This window comes from Candidatus Planktophila lacus, assembly GCF_002287925.1.
GTDB classification, from domain to species: Bacteria; Actinomycetota; Actinomycetes; order Nanopelagicales; family Nanopelagicaceae; genus Planktophila; species Planktophila lacus.
The window spans coordinates 1,173,410-1,191,521 of sequence record NZ_CP016769.1 but is presented as its reverse complement, the minus strand read 5'-3'; the positions used below and the strand labels follow the sequence as shown (position 1 = coordinate 1,191,521).

At 47.5% G+C, this 18,112-nt stretch carries 18 protein-coding genes and 1 pseudogene; all 19 read left to right on the top strand.

Going from position 1 to position 18,112, the window contains the following annotated elements; translation table 11 throughout:
- The first annotated feature begins 20 nt into the window (after nt 1-20).
- The 19 genes and pseudogenes from A1s21148_RS05970 (at nt 21) to glmM (ending at nt 18,107) form a co-directional block, all read left to right on the top strand.
- Complete coding sequence (locus A1s21148_RS05970) at nt 21-623, top strand: RNA polymerase sigma factor (protein WP_095671513.1); 603 nt, start codon at nt 21-23, stop codon at nt 621-623.
- Nucleotides 616-1,263 carry a hypothetical protein gene (locus A1s21148_RS05965; RefSeq protein WP_095671512.1) on the top strand — a complete coding sequence of 216 codons (648 nt, stop codon included), beginning with the start codon at nt 616-618 and terminating at the stop codon, nt 1,261-1,263. The genes A1s21148_RS05970 and A1s21148_RS05965 overlap by 8 nt, the downstream gene beginning before the upstream one ends.
- A gap of 105 nt (nt 1,264-1,368) precedes the next feature.
- On the top strand, nt 1,369-3,255 hold the full coding sequence (locus A1s21148_RS05960; protein ID WP_095671511.1) for a hypothetical protein: 1,887 nt from the start codon (nt 1,369-1,371) through the stop codon (nt 3,253-3,255).
- 123 nt (nt 3,256-3,378) lie between these two features.
- Complete coding sequence (locus A1s21148_RS05955; protein ID WP_095671510.1) at nt 3,379-5,061, top strand: hypothetical protein; 1,683 nt, start codon at nt 3,379-3,381, stop codon at nt 5,059-5,061.
- Complete coding sequence (locus tag A1s21148_RS05950; protein WP_095671509.1) at nt 5,058-6,767, top strand: hypothetical protein; 1,710 nt, start codon at nt 5,058-5,060, stop codon at nt 6,765-6,767. Before A1s21148_RS05955 ends, A1s21148_RS05950 begins: the two co-directional genes overlap by 4 nt.
- Nucleotides 6,768-6,771: 4 nt before the next feature.
- Complete coding sequence (locus A1s21148_RS05945; RefSeq protein WP_095671508.1) at nt 6,772-8,538, top strand: hypothetical protein; 1,767 nt, start codon at nt 6,772-6,774, stop codon at nt 8,536-8,538.
- Between the two features lie 8 nt (nt 8,539-8,546).
- Entirely contained in the window at nt 8,547-9,518 is a 972-nt protein-coding gene (locus A1s21148_RS05940; protein WP_095671507.1) for a DUF4436 family protein, read from the top strand.
- A 191-nt stretch (nt 9,519-9,709) separates the two neighbouring features.
- Nucleotides 9,710-9,931 (top strand): translation initiation factor IF-1, encoded by a 222-nt coding sequence (gene infA, locus A1s21148_RS05935; protein ID WP_095527782.1) that lies wholly within the window; start codon nt 9,710-9,712, stop codon nt 9,929-9,931.
- A 19-nt stretch (nt 9,932-9,950) separates the two neighbouring features.
- Complete coding sequence (rpmJ, locus tag A1s21148_RS05930) at nt 9,951-10,064, top strand: 50S ribosomal protein L36 (RefSeq protein ID WP_017955275.1); 114 nt, start codon at nt 9,951-9,953, stop codon at nt 10,062-10,064.
- A gap of 173 nt (nt 10,065-10,237) precedes the next feature.
- Nucleotides 10,238-10,615: a 30S ribosomal protein S13 gene (gene rpsM, locus A1s21148_RS05925; RefSeq protein WP_095671506.1), complete on the top strand. Its 378-nt coding sequence runs from the start codon at nt 10,238-10,240 to the stop codon at nt 10,613-10,615.
- Nucleotides 10,615-11,034 (top strand): 30S ribosomal protein S11, encoded by a 420-nt coding sequence (gene rpsK, locus A1s21148_RS05920; RefSeq protein WP_095671505.1) that lies wholly within the window; start codon nt 10,615-10,617, stop codon nt 11,032-11,034. The genes rpsM and rpsK overlap by 1 nt, the downstream gene beginning before the upstream one ends.
- Before the next feature lie 16 nt (nt 11,035-11,050).
- The gene (gene rpsD / locus A1s21148_RS05915; RefSeq protein ID WP_095671504.1) at nt 11,051-11,677 is read left to right on the top strand and encodes a 30S ribosomal protein S4; all 627 of its coding nucleotides are present in this window, start codon (nt 11,051-11,053) and stop codon (nt 11,675-11,677) included.
- Nucleotides 11,678-11,738: 61 nt separating this feature from the next.
- Entirely contained in the window at nt 11,739-12,749 is a 1,011-nt protein-coding gene (locus A1s21148_RS05910) for a DNA-directed RNA polymerase subunit alpha (protein WP_095526917.1), read from the top strand.
- Nucleotides 12,750-12,760: 11 nt separating this feature from the next.
- A pseudogene (gene rplQ, locus A1s21148_RS05905) lies at nt 12,761-13,114 on the top strand (50S ribosomal protein L17); the annotation flags it as partial.
- A 45-nt stretch (nt 13,115-13,159) separates the two neighbouring features.
- A complete protein-coding gene (gene truA, locus A1s21148_RS05900; RefSeq protein ID WP_095671502.1) occupies nt 13,160-13,996 on the top strand; it encodes a tRNA pseudouridine(38-40) synthase TruA in 837 nt (278 codons plus the stop codon).
- Complete coding sequence (locus tag A1s21148_RS05895; protein WP_095671501.1) at nt 13,996-15,597, top strand: ABC-F family ATP-binding cassette domain-containing protein; 1,602 nt, start codon at nt 13,996-13,998, stop codon at nt 15,595-15,597. The genes truA and A1s21148_RS05895 overlap by 1 nt, the downstream gene beginning before the upstream one ends.
- A gap of 153 nt (nt 15,598-15,750) precedes the next feature.
- Complete coding sequence (rplM, locus tag A1s21148_RS05890) at nt 15,751-16,203, top strand: 50S ribosomal protein L13 (RefSeq protein ID WP_095671500.1); 453 nt, start codon at nt 15,751-15,753, stop codon at nt 16,201-16,203.
- 14 nt (nt 16,204-16,217) lie between these two features.
- On the top strand, nt 16,218-16,712 hold the full coding sequence (gene rpsI, locus A1s21148_RS05885) for a 30S ribosomal protein S9 (RefSeq protein ID WP_095671499.1): 495 nt from the start codon (nt 16,218-16,220) through the stop codon (nt 16,710-16,712).
- A gap of 18 nt (nt 16,713-16,730) precedes the next feature.
- Nucleotides 16,731-18,107 (top strand): phosphoglucosamine mutase, encoded by a 1,377-nt coding sequence (gene glmM, locus A1s21148_RS05880; protein ID WP_095671498.1) that lies wholly within the window; start codon nt 16,731-16,733, stop codon nt 18,105-18,107.
- Nucleotides 18,108-18,112 lie beyond the last annotated feature (5 nt).

The following is an 18,112-nucleotide window of genomic DNA, read 5'->3' as shown; positions in this document are numbered from 1 at the left end:
CTTCCTCTCATGGAGTGCGCATGAGCCAACAGAACCAAGTTGAGTTCACCCTCTGGTTACGCGAAAACCAGAAGGCGTTTCTGCGTGCTGCAAAGGTAATTTGTTTTGATACCCAGAACGCCGAAGATGTTCTGCAAGAAGCGCTGGCAGATGTTTACAAGCGCTGGAGCAAGATCCGCAGCCACGAAAATCCTGAGGCATATTTAATGCGTGTAATGGTTAGCAAGCATGCAGATATGCGTCGCAAATGGTTGCGCCGTCAGCAAGAGAAGGAAACTTCCTGGGATCTGGCTGAAAATATTCGCGACTTAGTTGATCAAACAGATGATGTAACTCAGCGCTTACTTGTCCAAGCAGCCCTAAAGTCGCTGAGTGCGGCACAACGCGCAGTTCTAGTTTTGATTTACGAGCACGGCATGGTCTTGCGCGAAGTCGCTGACGTTCTGCAGATTCCAATGGGCACTGCAGCTTCACACTTAGCCCGCGGCAAAGCAGCGGTAGCCGCATATGTCGAGTTAGTTCCAGAGCTAGAAAAGTCCGCAAATAAAGAGTTGACTGGAAGTTCTCAGCGACCATCTGAAATCGAAACCGTAATCGCAGAAGTGGTGGATAACAATGAGTGATGTAGATCCGCTAATTAAACGCGAGATGCAGTGGATGGCACTTGGCGTCCTTGAAAATCGTGACCTCGCTCCGATTATTATCGCCAAAGTGCGTCGCCAAAGAATTCGTCGCGCACTTGTTGCCTTACTTGGTGTAATTGCCGTTGGTGCGGCCAGTATTGGAATTTATGAAGTAATTCAAAAGCCAGCCCCAATTATTGTGGCCTCTGATAACGGAGTTACCGGCGCTAATTCAAATAGCCAGCCGGAGATCGTTGGCCTGCAATCTGATTACCCAGTTACATGGGAACAGAGCGTTGGCGATCTCGGTGCTATTAGTGGTGCTGGTGGAATCGGTGACACTCTCGGTGGTTTAACGGCAAATGGTCTGAAGATTTCTTGGGAACGTTGTGGCAGAGGACAGTGTCCGGTTACTTGGGTTTTAAGTCTGCAGAACAACACTCAAGATTTGATTTCGACTGCGCCATCATTGGGCATCTTCACCAATCACACCCCAATCGTCAGCGACTCACGGCCAACAACCGTTCTGCCTGGAGGCACTGCGCTGCTGGTCTATACCTTCCCTGAATTCAAGGATTCTTTGGAGACTTCTCCGCGTGAGACGTGGCAGTGGAACTGGTACTTAGCTCAACTCCGATAGGAAACCCCCTTTTTACCTGCCCCCAAAGCGCATAAATTAGCCCCCATAGTGCGGTAACCACTATGAAGCCATACCCGTGGCTTCACCTATCTCTATGGGGGAAATGTGAAAAAGAAGCTAATCGCTGGGGCTGCGTCCCTAGCAATGCTCGCGGGATTGCTCACTGCTACTTCAGCAAGTGCTGCAACCATCCGCCTGCCTAAGTCACCAATGAATGCCTGTGTAATTCAAAACGGTATTTATTGCATCGAATCAGTAACAATTGCCACAGGTTCAGGACAGAAAATTCCTTTGACCTATGTGCCAAGCGGAGCAGAAGTTCCAGCTAAGAAGACACCAGTTGATTTCTTTGCACCAGTTGCACAGATCAAGGGTGGAAAAGTAATCGACAACAACTGGTGGATGTCTCAATACCAGCGCGATGTACTTGCTTCAGGCAAATACGTAATGCAGGATCTCTCTTCACTTTTCGGGACAGCTAATCACCCAGAACAGGGTGCGAAGTTTGATCCAAAAACAAAGACCTATGACATTAACAAGCCGCTAGATTTCTATAGCTATCCAATGGATTGCTTTAATCCAGCGACTAAGTCATCAACTAAATCAACATTTGGTGCTTGCTACAAGGGCTCAGTTGCCTTCGTGCAAGATAATGAAGTTAAGTTCTTCTTCTTCTATCCAACAGCTGCAGATGCAGCAAAGCAGATTGCTAACTTTACTGGCGTGACATTTATTGATCTTGCTGAACTGTCAGCAACTCAACAGCGTCCAGTGTGGGGAACTACTTACGATGCTGCTACCAAGACATTTAAGGCTACCGAAGGAATTATCATTCCTATCTGGGTAACTCGTGATGCACTTGTTAACGGCTGGGCTGTTGCCGGTACACCTGCTGCAGTTCCTGCTGATCCAGCAGCTGCTGCAACTACAACAACTCCAACAACCGAAAGCGCAACTGCTGAAGCAACTGAATTAGCTGCAACAGCTCCACTTGCACCAGCTCCAGGTGTTGCCGTTGGAACGCCAGCTGAAGCCGGTCGCGCACTTGTCGGTCGCTGGACACACCCTGATTGGCAAGGTCTAAACCTTGGCGCACTTGGTTATGACGGACTTTATGTTGAAGCACGTACTCCTAACGAGTTCGTATCAAGCATGCTATTCGTCGATGTTCTTCCAACACTTACAGGTGCTGATAAGAAGACCAACCTCGCAGGCCAGGTCGGTAACAAGGCATATGCAGTAAGCCTTGATTCAGATATCGTAATTACAGTTAAGGTTCGCGTCGGCGAAATGCAGACTGGCGTTACCGTTGCTGTTGGTACAGATATCGTTGTTAAGCAAGAGCCAGGTGGCGAATACAACGCAATCTCAATCACAGGTACTCCTGTAACTGTTCCTCTTGCGAAGAACGTTAAGGATTGCGAAGGCGAAGAAGGCGTATCAAAGGCCAACGTTCGTCAATTCCAGATGATTGCTATGGCAGCCAACGACGACAACTCCGGCTTCGGTGTTGAAGGTACTTCCGGTGGAATGTACGTCGGCTCAAACGGTGTCTGCGGACTCTCAACTCCAGTCTGGAGCGAAGAGGATAAGGCATTCACATGGCGCGCAGCTGCTCCTCACTTTGCACCAGATGGTGTGACAGTGAACAAGGGCTTCTACAAGGCGGTAATTCCTACAGCAGATGCTGCACTTCTTTGGGGTATGACTAATCCAAACGATGCTGCATCAGCTCTAGAAATCTCGCTAACAACAGAAGAAGGCGGAACTGCAGCCTTCCTAAAGAACATCAGCGTGAAGAACGGCCGAATCATCATTGATGTATCTGGCTTCGAATACTCACGTCCAAAGCTCAAGATCGGCATCAAGAAGGGCTACAAGCCTGCTGCCAAGATCTTGAACAAGACAACCATCACATGCGTTAAGGGCAAGGCTGTAAAGAAGATCACTGCAGTTAAGCCAGCATGTCCAGCAGGTTATAAGAAGAAGTAGTTTCGACACTTCTTCCATATAGATAAACGAGGGCAAAACCGTTCCTCGGTTCACTAAGAGATTAGTGAACCGGGGGCGGTCTCTTCGTAAGTACTCTAAAAAACTTCTAAGACTGGGGATCGCGTGAAGCGTTTAGGAAAATTCGTACTTCTACTGATTTCAGTAGCGCTAATTGCTCCAACGCTGGCCCATGGCGCAGATTCGTATGATGAACAGCATCTAGCGTCTCCTGCTCCAGCTAAGAATTTCCAAGGATATTTACTCCAAGATTCAGCAGAAATAACTCGATTCAACTCAGGATTCATTAGCTTTAAAGTTAACTCAGCGCAAGGTGTCGAATCAATAACGGCTTGCTCTTCACTTGGGCAATCAGGTTGTGAGTTCACTTCAAAACAGTTCTACCGCGCAATCTTGCCAAAGTGCGACTCTGTTAACACAGTTGACTGCATTACCAAGGTGTTTGCTAAGACCGATGACGGCAAGGAACTAGACATTCAACCAGCTGGAATCTTTGCTGACAAAGGAAAGTACGACTTTCAAGGCGACCCTTCCCAGAATTTGCCAACAGGTGGTGGTGCGATACTTGTAAAAATTCCTGATGCGCCACATGCTGGTGGAGATTTATATTTAATTAAATCTGAAATGGTCGGCGTTCGTGATACCAATAATTCACCGACTGCCAAATTCTTGATGCAACGCATGCAGACTGGAATATTTGCTATTGCTATAGAAAAAGGCACTTTTGGTTTTAGCTCAATGTCTACTGATCCAAAGCAATATCCAACAACGGATTGGTTAATTGGAGCGCCAGTCGGAAATCCTCCAGAGACAGGAAAATGCGTTATGTCTTCGGTAACCGAATGCGCAAAAGGTTTTCCACTTCCACAAAACGTTGCATTCGGTTTGCAATTTAGAATGAACAACCAGTTAAACGGTTGGCTGCATGGACGCATGAAGGCACCATCAATAACATTGGTAAAAGAAGCCGCCGGAACTCAATTACTTACAGTTCAGGCAAATGCAATCAAGGTTCCACTTATTGATGTTTGGGTTAATAACGACGCCATGCCTGCAGGGCTAAAAAATTACTATTCAGGTATTCCCAACTGGGGAAGCACAACTTTTGGCACAAAAGATCAACCACTTTCAGAAATCGCTCTACGACGCGATGGCAATGATGGTAACAATGCCAACACAATGAAAGAGTTTGTTAATTGGCTTCCAGTTATCGGTGATAAAGCACAAGGTATGCCCACAGCTTGGATGCTCAAGACGATGATCTCTTTTGGTGACACCAAAAATGAAAGTCCATGTTTTGCTAAGAGTAATGGGTTCGCTGGAGTAGTTTCAACAAATGCTGCACAGTACTTAGACGGTCCACCTAGCTTTGATAAAAACGAAGGTGTGTTGGATTATAAAGTCGCAGCACCGCACTTAACTTCTACAGGGGATGTATTCAAGGGTACTTACGATTTAGTGATGAGTTCAGTAGTTGCAAGATGCCTATACGGATTCTCGCAAGCGCCAATTGGCGCAACTATTTCTATTGTCTCTGAATCTGGCGAACCGAACATTGCCACAACTTTGGTTCGCGAAAAAGATGGTTTCCTCAATCTTGCCGCCTATAACTTCACCTTCTCTTCACCAACAGTAAGAGTAAAGCTGACTCAAGAGGCAGCAGCCCCAGTGGTGCCGGTGAAGCCGGCCGCGATCAAGAAGAGCTCAATCACTTGCCTAAAGGGAAAGACAAGTAAGAAGGTGACCGCAGTAAATCCAGTTTGTCCGAAAGGCTATAAGAAGAAATGAAGAAGATATTCATTGCATTTTGCACAGTATTTGCGCTAACACTCGGAGTCTTTTCTCCAGTTAGCGCAGCAGATATTCCAGATGAGCAATTTGTGATTTCTTCACCGCCGGGGAATGTGCCTTCATTCGGGGTAGTGATAGAAGACTCTCAGAAATTGAAGAATACCTTTTCTACTCTTCAAGCATTCACTAGTGATGGCACTCAAGTTGGTACCAGCAAAGTCTTAAGCGTCAACAACTGTTTCGAGTATGGAACTGCAGAATGTGGCCAAGACAAATTCATGAATTTCATGGCTAATTTGGGTTATTGCAGCCAAGAACTCACAACTGATTGCGTTCAGGGGGTAACTGCTACCAATTCGGCTGGCAAGAAGCTTGCAGTGAATTACGTAGGAGCTTTCCCAGAGAAAATGGCTTACGCATTTAAAGGAAATCTCCAGGCAAACCTACCCACTGGTGGATCTACATTTTTAGTTGATATACCTGAGGCGCCTCACGTTGCCGGCACTCAATATTTGGTGGTCGCACAAGCGACAGGTATTAAAGTTGCAGGAAATCCGCTATTTAATGTAAATGACTTTTCTTTGGGAATATTTGCTGTTTCCAAAGTAACAGGGCGTTATCAAATTACTGGACCAACAACAGAGGTTGCCGCCTTCAAGGTTCTCGGTATGGTCTCGAACCAACGAGTCCCATTCGATCAGAGCACAGGCACAACAGCTCGTTGCGCACAATCTTCGGCGACTGAATGTTTACTGGCATGGCCACTACCGCTGGACATAGATTTTGGTCTGAGCTTGAAGATGCATGCAAAGATAAATGGCTGGCTACATGGAAGAACTAACAACACGGTTGCCGAAATAAATACAGCCGCCGATGGAGATCAAGTAATTCAAGTTTCGGGACGCGCTTCGATAGTCCCTAGCGTTTATGCTTGGTTTCCAAAAACTGATATTCCAAAGCAAGTAGCGGATTATTACGCAACGAGACCTGAAGAATCTGCATACGGCACAGGTTTTGGTGATCGCCTGGCAGGAAGTTTGGTCTCGCCGTCCTTATTAAAAGACTATTTGGATTATCGTGAAAGCCAATTTCCTGAAGCGATCGCATGGTACTCAGCACTCAAAGATAAAGCACCTATGGCGCCAACTCAGTGGTCAATTCGCAGTACAAATTCTGGATCGGATCAAAAGGGTTGTTTCAGAAATAATGCGAGCCTAAGTGGCATCGTTGCAACCAATTCGAACTTCTTCGTATCTGGTCCACCTGTTTACAATCAAACAGAGAATTCCTTAGATTATAAAGTTGCATCTCCTCACTTCCTTCCAAATGGCGAAGTTTTCAAAGGTACTTATAACTTACTTATGAGATCTTCTGTTGCTCGATGTATCTACGGATTCACCGCTGCCCCGGTTTCTGCAACAGTCTCCATCGTTGCCGCTGACGGAACGGCGCAAGTTGCTACAACAGTCCTTGGTGAGAAGAATGGTTGGCTTTACCTGACAGCAAGTGGCTTCACGTTTTCTTCACCAACAGTTCGAGTTAAGTTGACTCAAGCGGTCGAGCCAGCGGCTAACCCATCACCAACTGCAGCATCAAAGCCTGCGGCCTTGAAGAAGACTTCAATCAATTGCGTTAAAGGAAAAATGACTAAGAAGGTGACTGCCGTTAACCCAAAGTGCCCAACCGGATATAAGAAGAGATAGAGATATGAAAAAACTAACTTCAATAATCGTTGCTATCGCATTTATATTGGGCGGCTCTTCCGCCGTAGTTGCAGCAGGTGAAACGGTCGGCGATGCGGGACGAAGCTGGGCCATTCCGAACGATGCTGACCGTGGCATGCATATCCAGCGATTCCTGGATTCCCCTCCCGGAACTCCAGCCTCATATTTGATTGATTTTCAGAAGTACCAAAGCGATGCTTACAAAGATCCAACATGTAAGAGCGCAGAAGACCCTAATTGCACCGCAGGATCACTCGGCTTTAAATCGATGCTGCCTGTGTGCGGAACGTTAAGTACGGTTTACTGCATTGAAGATTTTGGAGTTATTAGTTCTGGCGGAGAAACTACTAAGGCCGCATTTTCGCGATACTTCCCTAATGAGGCGTTAAACAAATTTGAAGCATCCGAGAAATTAAGGTTACCGTTTGGTGCCACGGGAAGTATCTTTGATTTACCTAGTGCGCCACACGATGGTGGAACCTTGTATTACGTTTCCGCCTTAACGCAGGGTACTTTGAATAAATCAACGGGTGCTGACTTGCAGGCGCTAAATATCGAGATTTATCCGGTGAAACTTGAATCTGGCGATAGTGCAATCCAAGAAATTGATTCTGGTATGTCAAAAGAGACCAATGGCGGATCTGGACATCCTGTGGGTCAATGGCGATTTGCTAGCTTCGGTTTTTCTGGAACTAGCTTCTGTGTGGCAGGTAGCGCTAAAGAAAGATTGTGCGCTCAGAGATATTCATTCCCTGCCGATAAGAAGTTCTATATAAAGCTAAAGCTTCAAAATAAGCCAAAGGGCTGGTTGCACGGCAGAATTGCAAAGCCAGACGTGTCATTTACCGAAATTAGTAGTGGATATTCCTTCTATATCGCAGCAAATCCTGTCGCTGTTCCAGTGGTTTATAAGATGTATCGCTATCCAGAGATGCCACAAGCACTCAAAGATGAGTACGACATTAAAACAGGTGGATACAAACCAGAGGTCGCACTCCGATCTCCAAATTCAAATGGAGCGCCGCAAGGTTGTGGACGTAGCGCCTGTACAGAAGATCCAATGACGAGAAATGTGATCATCGCTCCTTCGGCTTCAAGTAAATTTGGTATGGATCAATTAAAGGTGTGGCTACCTTTTGTGGGGGATAAGGCAACAACTCTCATGGGTACATGGTCGGTTCGTACACTTGATGAAAATGAAACCCAAGGTGCTTCGCAGTGCTTCACCAGTGGCGATAAAGGTGTAACCGGAATTGTCACAACAAATGCAACTCAATATTCCGCTGGGCCACCATCTCTAAATAAAGGTGAAGGCACACTTGAATACCAAGTTGCTGCGCCTCACTTCACGACAAAGGGTGATGAGTTCCTTGGTACCTATGACTTGATTATGCGCTCAGATGTTGCTCGATGCGTTTATGGATTTACGAGTGCACCTATTAGGGCTGAGCTTTCAATTGTTAATGATCAAGGAAATCAAAAGGTTGCAACTGAAATTCTTGGTGAAAAGAACGGCTGGCTCTATCTTTCAGCAGGCGGATTCACTTATTCATCACCAACTATCAAGGTAAAACTTGAGCAAGATGCACCAGCGCCAACACCAACTCCTACTGCATCTGCTACTCCAACCCCGAGCGCCTCAGCCAAACCGGTTACGAAGGCTGTCACAATTACATGTATCAAAGGCAAGACCAGTAAAAAGGTGACTGCGGTAAAACCAAAGTGTCCGGCTGGCTATAAGAAGAAGTAGGGGCTCTTGTGAAAGTTTTCCGCACCAAGTTCTTTCAGACCTTTATCTTGATCACGGTTGCCTATCTCGGAATAGTTGTGGTGATTTCACAGAACCCAGCCGATGATGCAACTGCGATCGATGACAAGTTGATTGAGATGAGCTCGGATAATCGCCTCGAACTATTGGTTCAGATCACCGGAGTTAATCCACTTGAGGGAACGGCAAATGCACGTGTACTGCCTTGGCCAAATAGCGACGATGTTGGTTACCGCTTAAAGAGCGGTTGGGTGCCTAGTCAAGATGTTGATTTGATTGTTGACTCGGTAATCGGAGCCAGTAATGGTGGAAGTAATACTTATAGCTTTAAGAAAGATGTTCCAACTGGTGGCTTTGATGTTCAGATAGATGAGCAACCAGGTGCTGGTGCACGTTCTGATGTTGGCTGGTATCCAATGGATAAGTATTCATTTGAGATACCAATGAGCGCGATCGGTACTTTGGAAGATGGCGATCAAGCAACGCTAAACATCTTGCCACTGGATTACACAAAGAAGATCGACACTTTTGATATCCATATGATCCATGGCCTTTGGAACGATGCCTTCACCACCGTGACTATGGATGATGCAAAGTCATTTGATATGGCAGTGGAAGAATTCAACAACGGTCAATCTTCTTCAGTATTTGAGGCAGTTCGCTCAAATTCAACTAAGTTGCTCGTAACAATCATTCTGTTACTCATGATCACAGCGATGGTTTCAGTGACGATCATGACTTACATGGTGGTTACCGGTCAGCGCCCACCAACGCTTTCATCTCTTACCTGGGCTGCAGCACTTACCTATTCTTTGATCTCACTTCGCGGGCTCATGCCAGGATCTCCACCGATCGGCATCTTCGTAGACAAGATCTTCTACTTCCCAGCGCTGATCGTGACCTTGGTCTGCTCACTCTGGGTGCTAGTCACCTGGGTCCGCCGCGAGGATTTCCAGAGCTAAAACCGCCTTTTCGCCCGAAAGTCTGGGCGTGTCTAGGGGGTCCAATAGGGGCGATTTAGCCAATTTCCCTTTATAAGGGGCGGGGCTTTAGAATGCACCTTCGCGCCTAGCGAAAATCCTGAGGGTTTTTGGTGGGTGCAACCGCGCTCGCAAACGGGCGTGGGTTCAATTTGAAACAGAAGTGGGTGTTAGTGGCTAGCAAAGATGGCGCCATCGAGATCGAAGGTTCCGTTGCAGAAGCTTTACCTAACGCAATGTTTCGCGTTGAACTAACTAATGGGCACAAAATTCTTGCGCACATCAGCGGCAAGATGCGAAAGAACTACATTCGCATCCTTCCTGGTGATCGTGTGATCGTAGAACTAAGTCCATATGACCTCACCCGAGGTCGAATTATTTACCGTTACAAGTAACGAAGACTGGAGCAAGATCATGAAGGTTAATCCAAGCGTTAAGAAGATTTGCGATAAGTGCAAAGTCATTCGCCGCAAGGGTCGCGTCATGGTGATTTGCGAGAACCTTCGTCACAAGCAACGTCAAGGTTAAAACCTTTAGGTTTTAACCCGAAGGAATAGTTAATTAGTTAGTTCTACAACTTAATAAATACGCGTGGTGCAACTAAGTAAGTAATTACTTAGGACTCTCGGACCGGTAGGCCGAGACTCGACAAAGTTGAGAAGCACTGCGAAGGACCTCCGGATTACAGATCGGTTGATTAAATGGCACGTCTTGTTGGTGTCGATCTACCACGCGAAAAGCGCGTGGAAATCGCACTCACCTATATCTTCGGAATGGGTCTAACTCGTTCTCATGCAACTCTCGCGGCAACTGGGATTTCACCAGATACACGCGTTAAGGATTTGCAAGAATCAGAACTCGCACAGCTTCGTGAATACATCGAAGCTAACTACAAGATTGAGGGCGATCTTCGCCGCGAAATCGCTGGCGACATTCGTCGTAAAGTTGAAATTCAGAGCTACCAAGGTATCCGTCACCGCAAGGGACTTCCTGTACGTGGTCAGCGCACACATACAAACGCTCGTACTCGTAAGGGTCCTCGTAAAGCAATTGCTGGTAAGAAGAAGGTGACTAAGTAATGGCCGCTCCTAAATCTAAGACTGCTGCTCCTGCAAAGGGCAAAGTCAAGACACGTAAAAAAGAGAAGAAGAACATTGCTGTTGGTAAGGCGTTCATTAAGAGCACTTTTAACAACACCATCATCTCTATCACCGATCCAACCGGCGCTGTAATTTCTTGGGCTTCATCTGGCCAAGTTGGTTACAAGGGCTCACGTAAGTCGACTCCATTCGCAGCACAGCTTGCAGCAGAAGCAGCAGCTCGTCGCGCACAGGAGCACGGCCTTAAGAAAGTAGATGTTTTCGTAAAGGGACCAGGTTCCGGACGCGAAACTGCAATTCGTTCATTGCAAGCAGCAGGCCTAGAAGTTGGAGCCATCTCTGATGTAACTCCAGCTCCACACAATGGCTGCCGCCCACCGAAACCACGTCGAGTTTAAGGAAGGAAGAGAATAAATGGCTCGTTATACCGGAGCAGACTGCAAGCGTTGCCGTCGCGAAAAAGTAAAGCTCTTCCTTAAGGGCGCAAAGTGCGATGGACCAAAGTGTCCTATCGAATCTCGTCCATATCCACCAGGACAACATGGTCGTGGACGTTCCAAGGAATCTGAATACCTATTACAGATGCGTGAAAAGCAGAAGTGCGCACGTATCTACGGTGTTCTCGAAAAGCAGTTCCGTGGTTACTACGAAGAGGCAAACCGCAAGCAGGGCAAGACTGGTGAAAACCTTCTCGTTCTTCTTGAGACACGTCTCGATAACGTTGTATTCCGTGCAGGCTTTGCAAAGAGCCGTGACATGGCGCGCCAGTTGGTTCGTCACAGTCACTTCCTCGTAAATGGCAAGAAGGTAAACATTCCTTCATATCGCGTTTCTCCAATGGACATCATCGATGTTCTTCCAAAGTCACTCGATCTCACACCATTTATCGTTGCAAGCGCTGAACTTGGTGAAAAAGCTGTTCCAGCATGGATGGAGGTTGTTGGTTCGCAGATGCGCATCATCATCCACGGCGTCCCTGCACGTTCAGTAATCGATACCCAGGTTCAAGAACAGCTCATTGTTGAGCTCTACAGCAAGTAATTTTTAATTCCAAAAGAGGAAATCAAATAGTGGATTTCCGCGAGAAGAAAGAGGCTCAGCAGTGCTAATCGCACAACGTCCAACCCTCAGTGAAGAAGTAATCTCCGAAAACCGTTCACGGTTCATCATCGAACCGTTGGAACCAGGTTTCGGTTACACACTCGGCAACTCAATGCGCCGTACTCTGCTTTCATCTATTCCAGGTGCAGCGGTTACAAGCATTCGCGTTGCTGGTGCACTCCATGAGTTCACCACTCTTGAAGGCGTTAAGGAAGATCTCACCGATATCGTTTTGAACATCAAGAACTTGGTGCTCTCATCAGATAACGACGAGCCAAGCGTCATCTACATCCGCAAATCAGGTGCCGGAGCTGTAACAGGCGCTGATATCGCTGTTCCAAGTGGCGTTGAAGTTCACAACCCTGAACTCCACATCGCAACACTTAACGGCAAGGCAAACCTCGAAATCGAACTCACAGTAGAGCGCGGTCGTGGTTATGTAACTGCTGTACAGAACAAGCAAGCGGGTGCCGAGATCGGTCGCATTCCTGTTGACTCAATCTATTCACCAGTTTTGAAGGTTACATACAAGGTAGAAGCAACTCGCGTTGAACAGCGCACCGACTTCGATCGTCTTGTTGTTGATGTTGAGACAAAGCCATCAATGAAGCCACGCGATGCAGTTGCATCAGCTGGTAAGACTCTTGTTGAACTCTTCGGACTTGCTCGCGAACTTAACGTTGATGCAGAAGGTATCGAGATGGGGCCATCTGTTATGGATGCTGCTCTCGCTGCTGATCTTGCACTTCCAATCGAAGATCTCGATCTAACAGTTCGCTCATACAACTGCTTGAAGCGCGAAGGCATTCACACAGTTGGCGAGTTGGTAAACCGTTCAGAGGCAGACCTACTCGATATCCGTAACTTTGGTTCAAAGTCCATCGATGAGATCAAGGCAAAGCTTGTCTCAATGGGAATGTCTCTTAAGGACAGCCCAGCTGGATTCGATCCAACAAAGCACCAGAACTTCAATGCATCAGACGACGACTTCGCTGAAGCAGATCAGGCCTAGGAGATACGACAATGCCAAAACCAACTAAAGGTCCTCGTTTGGGCTCCGGCCCATCACATGAGCGTCTAATCCTTCGCACACTTGCTGAGCAGTTGTTCGAACATGGAAAGATCACAACAACAGAGGCAAAGGCTAAGCGCCTGCGTCCGTTGGCTGAAAAGTTAATCACCTTCGCAAAGAAGGGCGACCTACCAGCACGTCGTCAGGTCATGGCTCGCATTGCAAATAAGAGCGTTGTTCACACACTCTTTACTGAAATCGGTCCACGTTTTGCAGCTCGCGATGGCGGATACACACGTATCACCAAGATCGGTCCTCGCAAGGGCGATAACGCACCAATGGCAGTCATCGAAGTTCTAACTGAGAAAGATAACTAATTCTCAAGTTTTAACTAGTTAACAAATAATTAAATGACCGAGCCCACTCTCTATCCCGAGAGTGGGTTTCGTCGTTTACGGATAGATCTGGCATACGACGGCACTAACTTTTCGGGTTGGGCAATTCAACCTGATCGCCGCACCGTGCAAGAAGTAGTTGAAACCGCACTCAGCACCGTGGCGCAATCTCCTGCACCGACAATCGTTGCCGGTCGCACCGATGCCGGAGTACATGCAACGGGTCAAGTGATCCACGTTGATCTGCCAGAAACCCTAGAGCTCGAAGACCTTGCCTATAAGTTAAATCGAATTCTTGATGAAGATGTACGAATCAATGCGATCGAGATCGCACCAACTGCTTTTCACGCCCGCTTCTCGGCGCTACGTCGCTATTACGAATACCGAATCCTTGATGAAAATAAAGTTATTCAGCCACTTGCTCGTTTAAATACCGCATCTTGGTATCGCCCGTTGGATGTAGATGTCATGAACCGCGCCAGCGCTTTGCTGCTTGGCACCCACAATTACGCCGCTTTCTGCAAATACCGTGAAGGTGCAACAACGATCCGCACTCTTGAGACCTACCAATGGCGCCGTGACGAAGAAGGCTGCTTAGTGGCCGATGTTGTTGCAGATGCCTTCTGTTACTCAATGGTGCGCAACTTGGTTGGCGCAATAGTCTGCGTTGCCGATGGCCGCAAAGATCCCGAATGGATATCAACGTTGCTAGAAGATAAAGAGCGTGTAAGTGATTCGCTGGTGTTTCCAGCTCATGGCTTATCCCTTTATAAAGTCGATTACCCTGATGCGGCAGAGCTACTTGAGCGCGCTAAGAAGACCGTTGCCCGCCGCGAAGAAGAAGATAACTAATGGGCCACATTGATGTAAGCGCTGTTGAATACTCGCTCTCTGACGGCCGAGTATTGCTAAACGATGTTTCATTCCGCGTCGGTGATGGCGCCAAGGTTGCGCTAATTGGTCCTAACGGATCAGGCAAAACAACTTTAATCCGCATGATCTGTGGAGATTTAAAACCTGATGAAGGAGCGGTTGCCATTACTGGTGGCTTAGGTGTGATGCGCCAGTTCATTGGTTCGGTACGCGATGAATCAACAGTGCGGGACTTACTGCTTTCAATTGCACCAAAGCGAATCCGCGATGCCGCTGAAAAAGTTGTTACAACTGAAGCTGCGATGAACGCTAGTGGATCAGAGAAAGATCAGATGAGTTACGCCCAAGCGATTATCGATTGGGGCGATGCCGGGGGATATGACTTCGAACTAATTTGGGATGTCTGCTGCACCGAGATGCTCAATAAATCTTTTGATCAAGTTGCAGCCCGAAAGGTGAACACTTTATCCGGGGGAGAGCAGAAAAAATTAGTTCTGCGTGCCTTGCTAGAAGGACCTGAGGAAGTCTTGTTACTTGATGAGCCAGATAACTATCTTGATGTTCCTTCAAAGCGTTGGTTGGAAGAAGTTATCGGTGCAACTAAGAAGACCGTTCTCTTCGTTAGCCACGATCGTGAATTACTTGAAAATACCGCTAACCGAATTGTGACTCTCGAACAAGGCGTTAATGGAAATACCACTTGGGTGCATGGCGGAAAGTTTTCGACTTGGCATGATGCCCGCAAGGCGCGCAACGAACGCTTTGCTGAAATGTTGCTCCGCTGGGAACAAGAACACCAACGCCTCATTGATCTAGTTAAGACGCTTCAGGTACAAGCCGCAATCTCTCCAGATATGGCAAGTAAATATCATGCGATGCAGACGCGCTTGCGTAAATTTGAAGAAGCAGGTGCGCCAGAAGCCCCACCAATTGAACAAGATGTAAAAGTCGGTTTACGTGGCGGCCGCACAGGTCTGCGCGCACTTACCTTCGAAAACTTATCTCTTGCTAACTTAACTGAACCATTTAACTTCGAAGTATTCTTCGGCGATCGCATCGCAGTGCTGGGTAAGAACGGCACCGGCAAATCTCACTTCCTGCGCATGATCGCTGGCGATGAAACTGTTAAATACGGTGGCACTTTTAAAATTGGTGCACGCGTTGAGATCGGTTACTTCGCACAGACCCATGCTCACCCAGAATTTGAATCAAAGACTCTGCTAGAAATCTTGTGGGAGACGTATTCACTTCAACTTGGCCCCGCTAAAGGCGTGCTTCGCAAATATGAAATTGATAAGCAAGCAGAACAGAAATTCTCTTCCCTATCTGGTGGACAACAAGCGCGCTTTCAAGTCTTATTGCTAGAACTATCTGGCTCTACTTTGTTGTTGCTTGACGAACCGACCGATAACTTAGATCTAGCGAGCGCCGAGAGTTTAGAGAAAGCGCTCGATCGTTACGAAGGAACAGTTCTATCTGTAACTCACGATCGCTGGTTTACTCGTGGATTTACCCGCTTCTTGGTCTTTGGGGCAAATGGCCAGGTTTATGAGAGCCCAGAGCCGATCTTCGACCATTAAGGGGCGGCTGGTATGCGTGGATTTAGGCCATTTTGACCCTGCTACGCATGAAAGGTAAAGTTCATCCCCTGCGCCAGATAAGGCGCCGAAGGCAAAACCGCAGAACCAAGAGCTCAAACTAAGTTCAAACTAAGAAGAAGAAGGTAATAAAGCATGCGTACATATAGTCCTAAGGCCGGAGATGTCGTCCGTAAATGGCACGTCATCGATGCACAAGATGTAGTTCTTGGCCGCCTTGCAACACATGCTGCTGTTCTTCTTCGCGGTAAGCACAAGGCAACATTTGCACCACACATGGATATGGGCGACTTTGTTGTAATCATCAACGCAGAAAAGATTGCTCTTTCAGGAAACAAAGCGCTTTCAAAGTTTGAACACCGCCACTCAGGTTTCCCAGGTGGTCTTCGCTCAACTGTTTACGGCGAGCTAATCGAAAAGCACCCAACACGCGCTGTTGAAAAGGCGATCAAGGGAATGCTTCCAAAGAACCGTCTTGGCCAGCAGGTTGCATCAAAGCTAAAGGTTTACGCAGGACCTGAGCACCCACACGCTGCTCAATCACCAACACCATATGTATTCACTCAAGTTTCACAGATCGCAAAGTAAGGGACCCATAACAAATGTCAGATACAACTTATAACGAAGTTACAGATCTAGACGAGAACGAAGTTCCTACTTCATACTCTTCAGCAACTCCAGCTGCTGCAACTAACCGCCCAGCAATCAAGGCACCTGGTGCAGGCACTGGTCGTCGTAAAGAAGCAGTCGCTCGCGTTCGTCTCGTACCTGGAACAGGACGTTGGGTTGTAAACGGTAAGACCCTGGAAAACTATTTCCCAAATAAAGTTCACCAGCAACTAGTCTCTGAGCCATTCCGCACTGTTGGTGCTGAAAGCCAGTACGACGTATTTGCTCGTATCAACGGTGGCGGAGTATCTGGTCAAGCCGGTGCACTTCGTCTTGGCGTTGCTCGTTCACTTAACGAGATCGATGTTGAAGCACACCGTCCAGCGCTCAAGAAAGCTGGATTCCTTTCACGTGATGCACGTGTTATCGAACGCAAGAAGTACGGTCTGAAGAAGGCCCGTAAGCGTTCGCAATACAGCAAGCGTTAATTTCAAAGGCGCCCCAACGTGGCACTCTTTGGAACCGATGGAATACGTGGCTTAGCCAATCGTGATTTAACTGCTGAATTAGCACTTGATGTCGCCGTTGCCGCTGCACATATTCTCGTCGAAACAAATCCTAATAAATCACACCGGCCTAGTTCTTCTGGCGAGATTGCAAGCAATTCTCGACCTATAGCAATCGTCGGCCATGACTCACGCGCATCTGGTGAATTCCTAGAAGCAGCAGTTGTTGCTGGTCTAACTAGTGCCGGCGTTGATGTCTATCGCGTAGGAGTTCTACCAACTCCTGCAATTGCACATTTAGTTGCCGAATCCGGTGCCGACCTCGGCGTAATGATTTCGGCATCACACAATCCAATGCCCGATAACGGCATTAAGTTATTTTCACGCGGTGGCGGAAAGTTAGACGATTCCATTGAAGCAGCGATCGAAGCGCGCATCGGCGAACCATGGGAGCGCCCTACCGGCAGCGGTGTGGGACGTGCGATCAACGATGAAAGCGCTCGCGAACGTTATATCTCACACCTTCTCTCATCCGTTTCAACACCGCTAAAGGGTTTAAAGATCGTCGTCGATTGTGCAAATGGCGCATCTTCAACTGTTGCACCTGATACTTACCGCCGCGCAGGTGCCGAAGTAATCTCAATCTTCGATGCCCCAGATGGCTGGAATATCAACGATGATTGCGGCTCTACACATTTACACCAGCTTCGCACTGCAGTGCTTCGCGAAGGCGCTGATTTTGGAATTGCCCACGATGGCGATGCCGACCGTGCGCTAGCGATAGATGCGCAAGGCAATGAGGTCGATGGTGATGCAATCATGACTATTTTGGCGCGCGGATTTAAAGCATCTGGTTCGCTGAAATCAAACACGATTGTGGCAACTGTGATGAGCAACCTCGGCTTCTTCCATGCCATGAAGAACGCAGATATCAACGTTGAAACAACTGCCGTTGGCGATCGTTATGTATTAGAGAAGATGCTGGAAAAAGGCTATTCACTTGGCGGAGAACAATCTGGCCACTTAATCATGCGCGAATTCGCAACAACGGGCGATGGAATATTGACCGCTCTTGCACTTGCGCAAGAAGTTGTTAAATCAGGTCAACCTTTGCAAGATCTTGCATCAACATTGGTGCGTTTCCCACAAGTATTGGTAAATGTTAAGAACGTTGCCAAAGAGCGTCTTGCAGATTCTGCAGTGATTAAGGCAGCGGTTTCAGCGGCAGAGGCAAAACTTGGCGAACATGGTCGCGTTTTATTAAGAGCATCTGGCACCGAACCGCTTGTCCGCGTGATGGTTGAAGCCCAGAGTGATAACCTAGCCAGCGAAATAGCAAACGACTTGGCAAAGGTCGTTCAATCAGAGCTGGGGTAGATAAC

What these genes read in the sequence shown, in the direction of transcription:
- A1s21148_RS05970 (WP_095671513.1), top strand. Translation starts at nt 21, where the DNA reads ATGAGCCAACAGAACCAAGTTGAGTTCACCCTCTGGTTACGCGAAAAC.
- A1s21148_RS05965 (WP_095671512.1), top strand. Translation starts at nt 616, where the DNA reads ATGAGTGATGTAGATCCGCTAATTAAACGCGAGATGCAGTGGATGGCA.
- A1s21148_RS05950 (WP_095671509.1), top strand. Translation starts at nt 5,058, where the DNA reads ATGAAGAAGATATTCATTGCATTTTGCACAGTATTTGCGCTAACACTC.
- A1s21148_RS05945 (WP_095671508.1), top strand. Translation starts at nt 6,772, where the DNA reads ATGAAAAAACTAACTTCAATAATCGTTGCTATCGCATTTATATTGGGC.
- rpmJ (WP_017955275.1), top strand. Translation starts at nt 9,951, where the DNA reads ATGAAGGTTAATCCAAGCGTTAAGAAGATTTGCGATAAGTGCAAAGTC.
- rpsM (WP_095671506.1), top strand. Translation starts at nt 10,238, where the DNA reads ATGGCACGTCTTGTTGGTGTCGATCTACCACGCGAAAAGCGCGTGGAA.
- rpsK (WP_095671505.1), top strand. Translation starts at nt 10,615, where the DNA reads ATGGCCGCTCCTAAATCTAAGACTGCTGCTCCTGCAAAGGGCAAAGTC.
- rpsD (WP_095671504.1), top strand. Translation starts at nt 11,051, where the DNA reads ATGGCTCGTTATACCGGAGCAGACTGCAAGCGTTGCCGTCGCGAAAAA.
- truA (WP_095671502.1), top strand. Translation starts at nt 13,160, where the DNA reads ATGACCGAGCCCACTCTCTATCCCGAGAGTGGGTTTCGTCGTTTACGG.
- A1s21148_RS05895 (WP_095671501.1), top strand. Translation starts at nt 13,996, where the DNA reads ATGGGCCACATTGATGTAAGCGCTGTTGAATACTCGCTCTCTGACGGC.
- rplM (WP_095671500.1), top strand. Translation starts at nt 15,751, where the DNA reads ATGCGTACATATAGTCCTAAGGCCGGAGATGTCGTCCGTAAATGGCAC.
- rpsI (WP_095671499.1), top strand. Translation starts at nt 16,218, where the DNA reads ATGTCAGATACAACTTATAACGAAGTTACAGATCTAGACGAGAACGAA.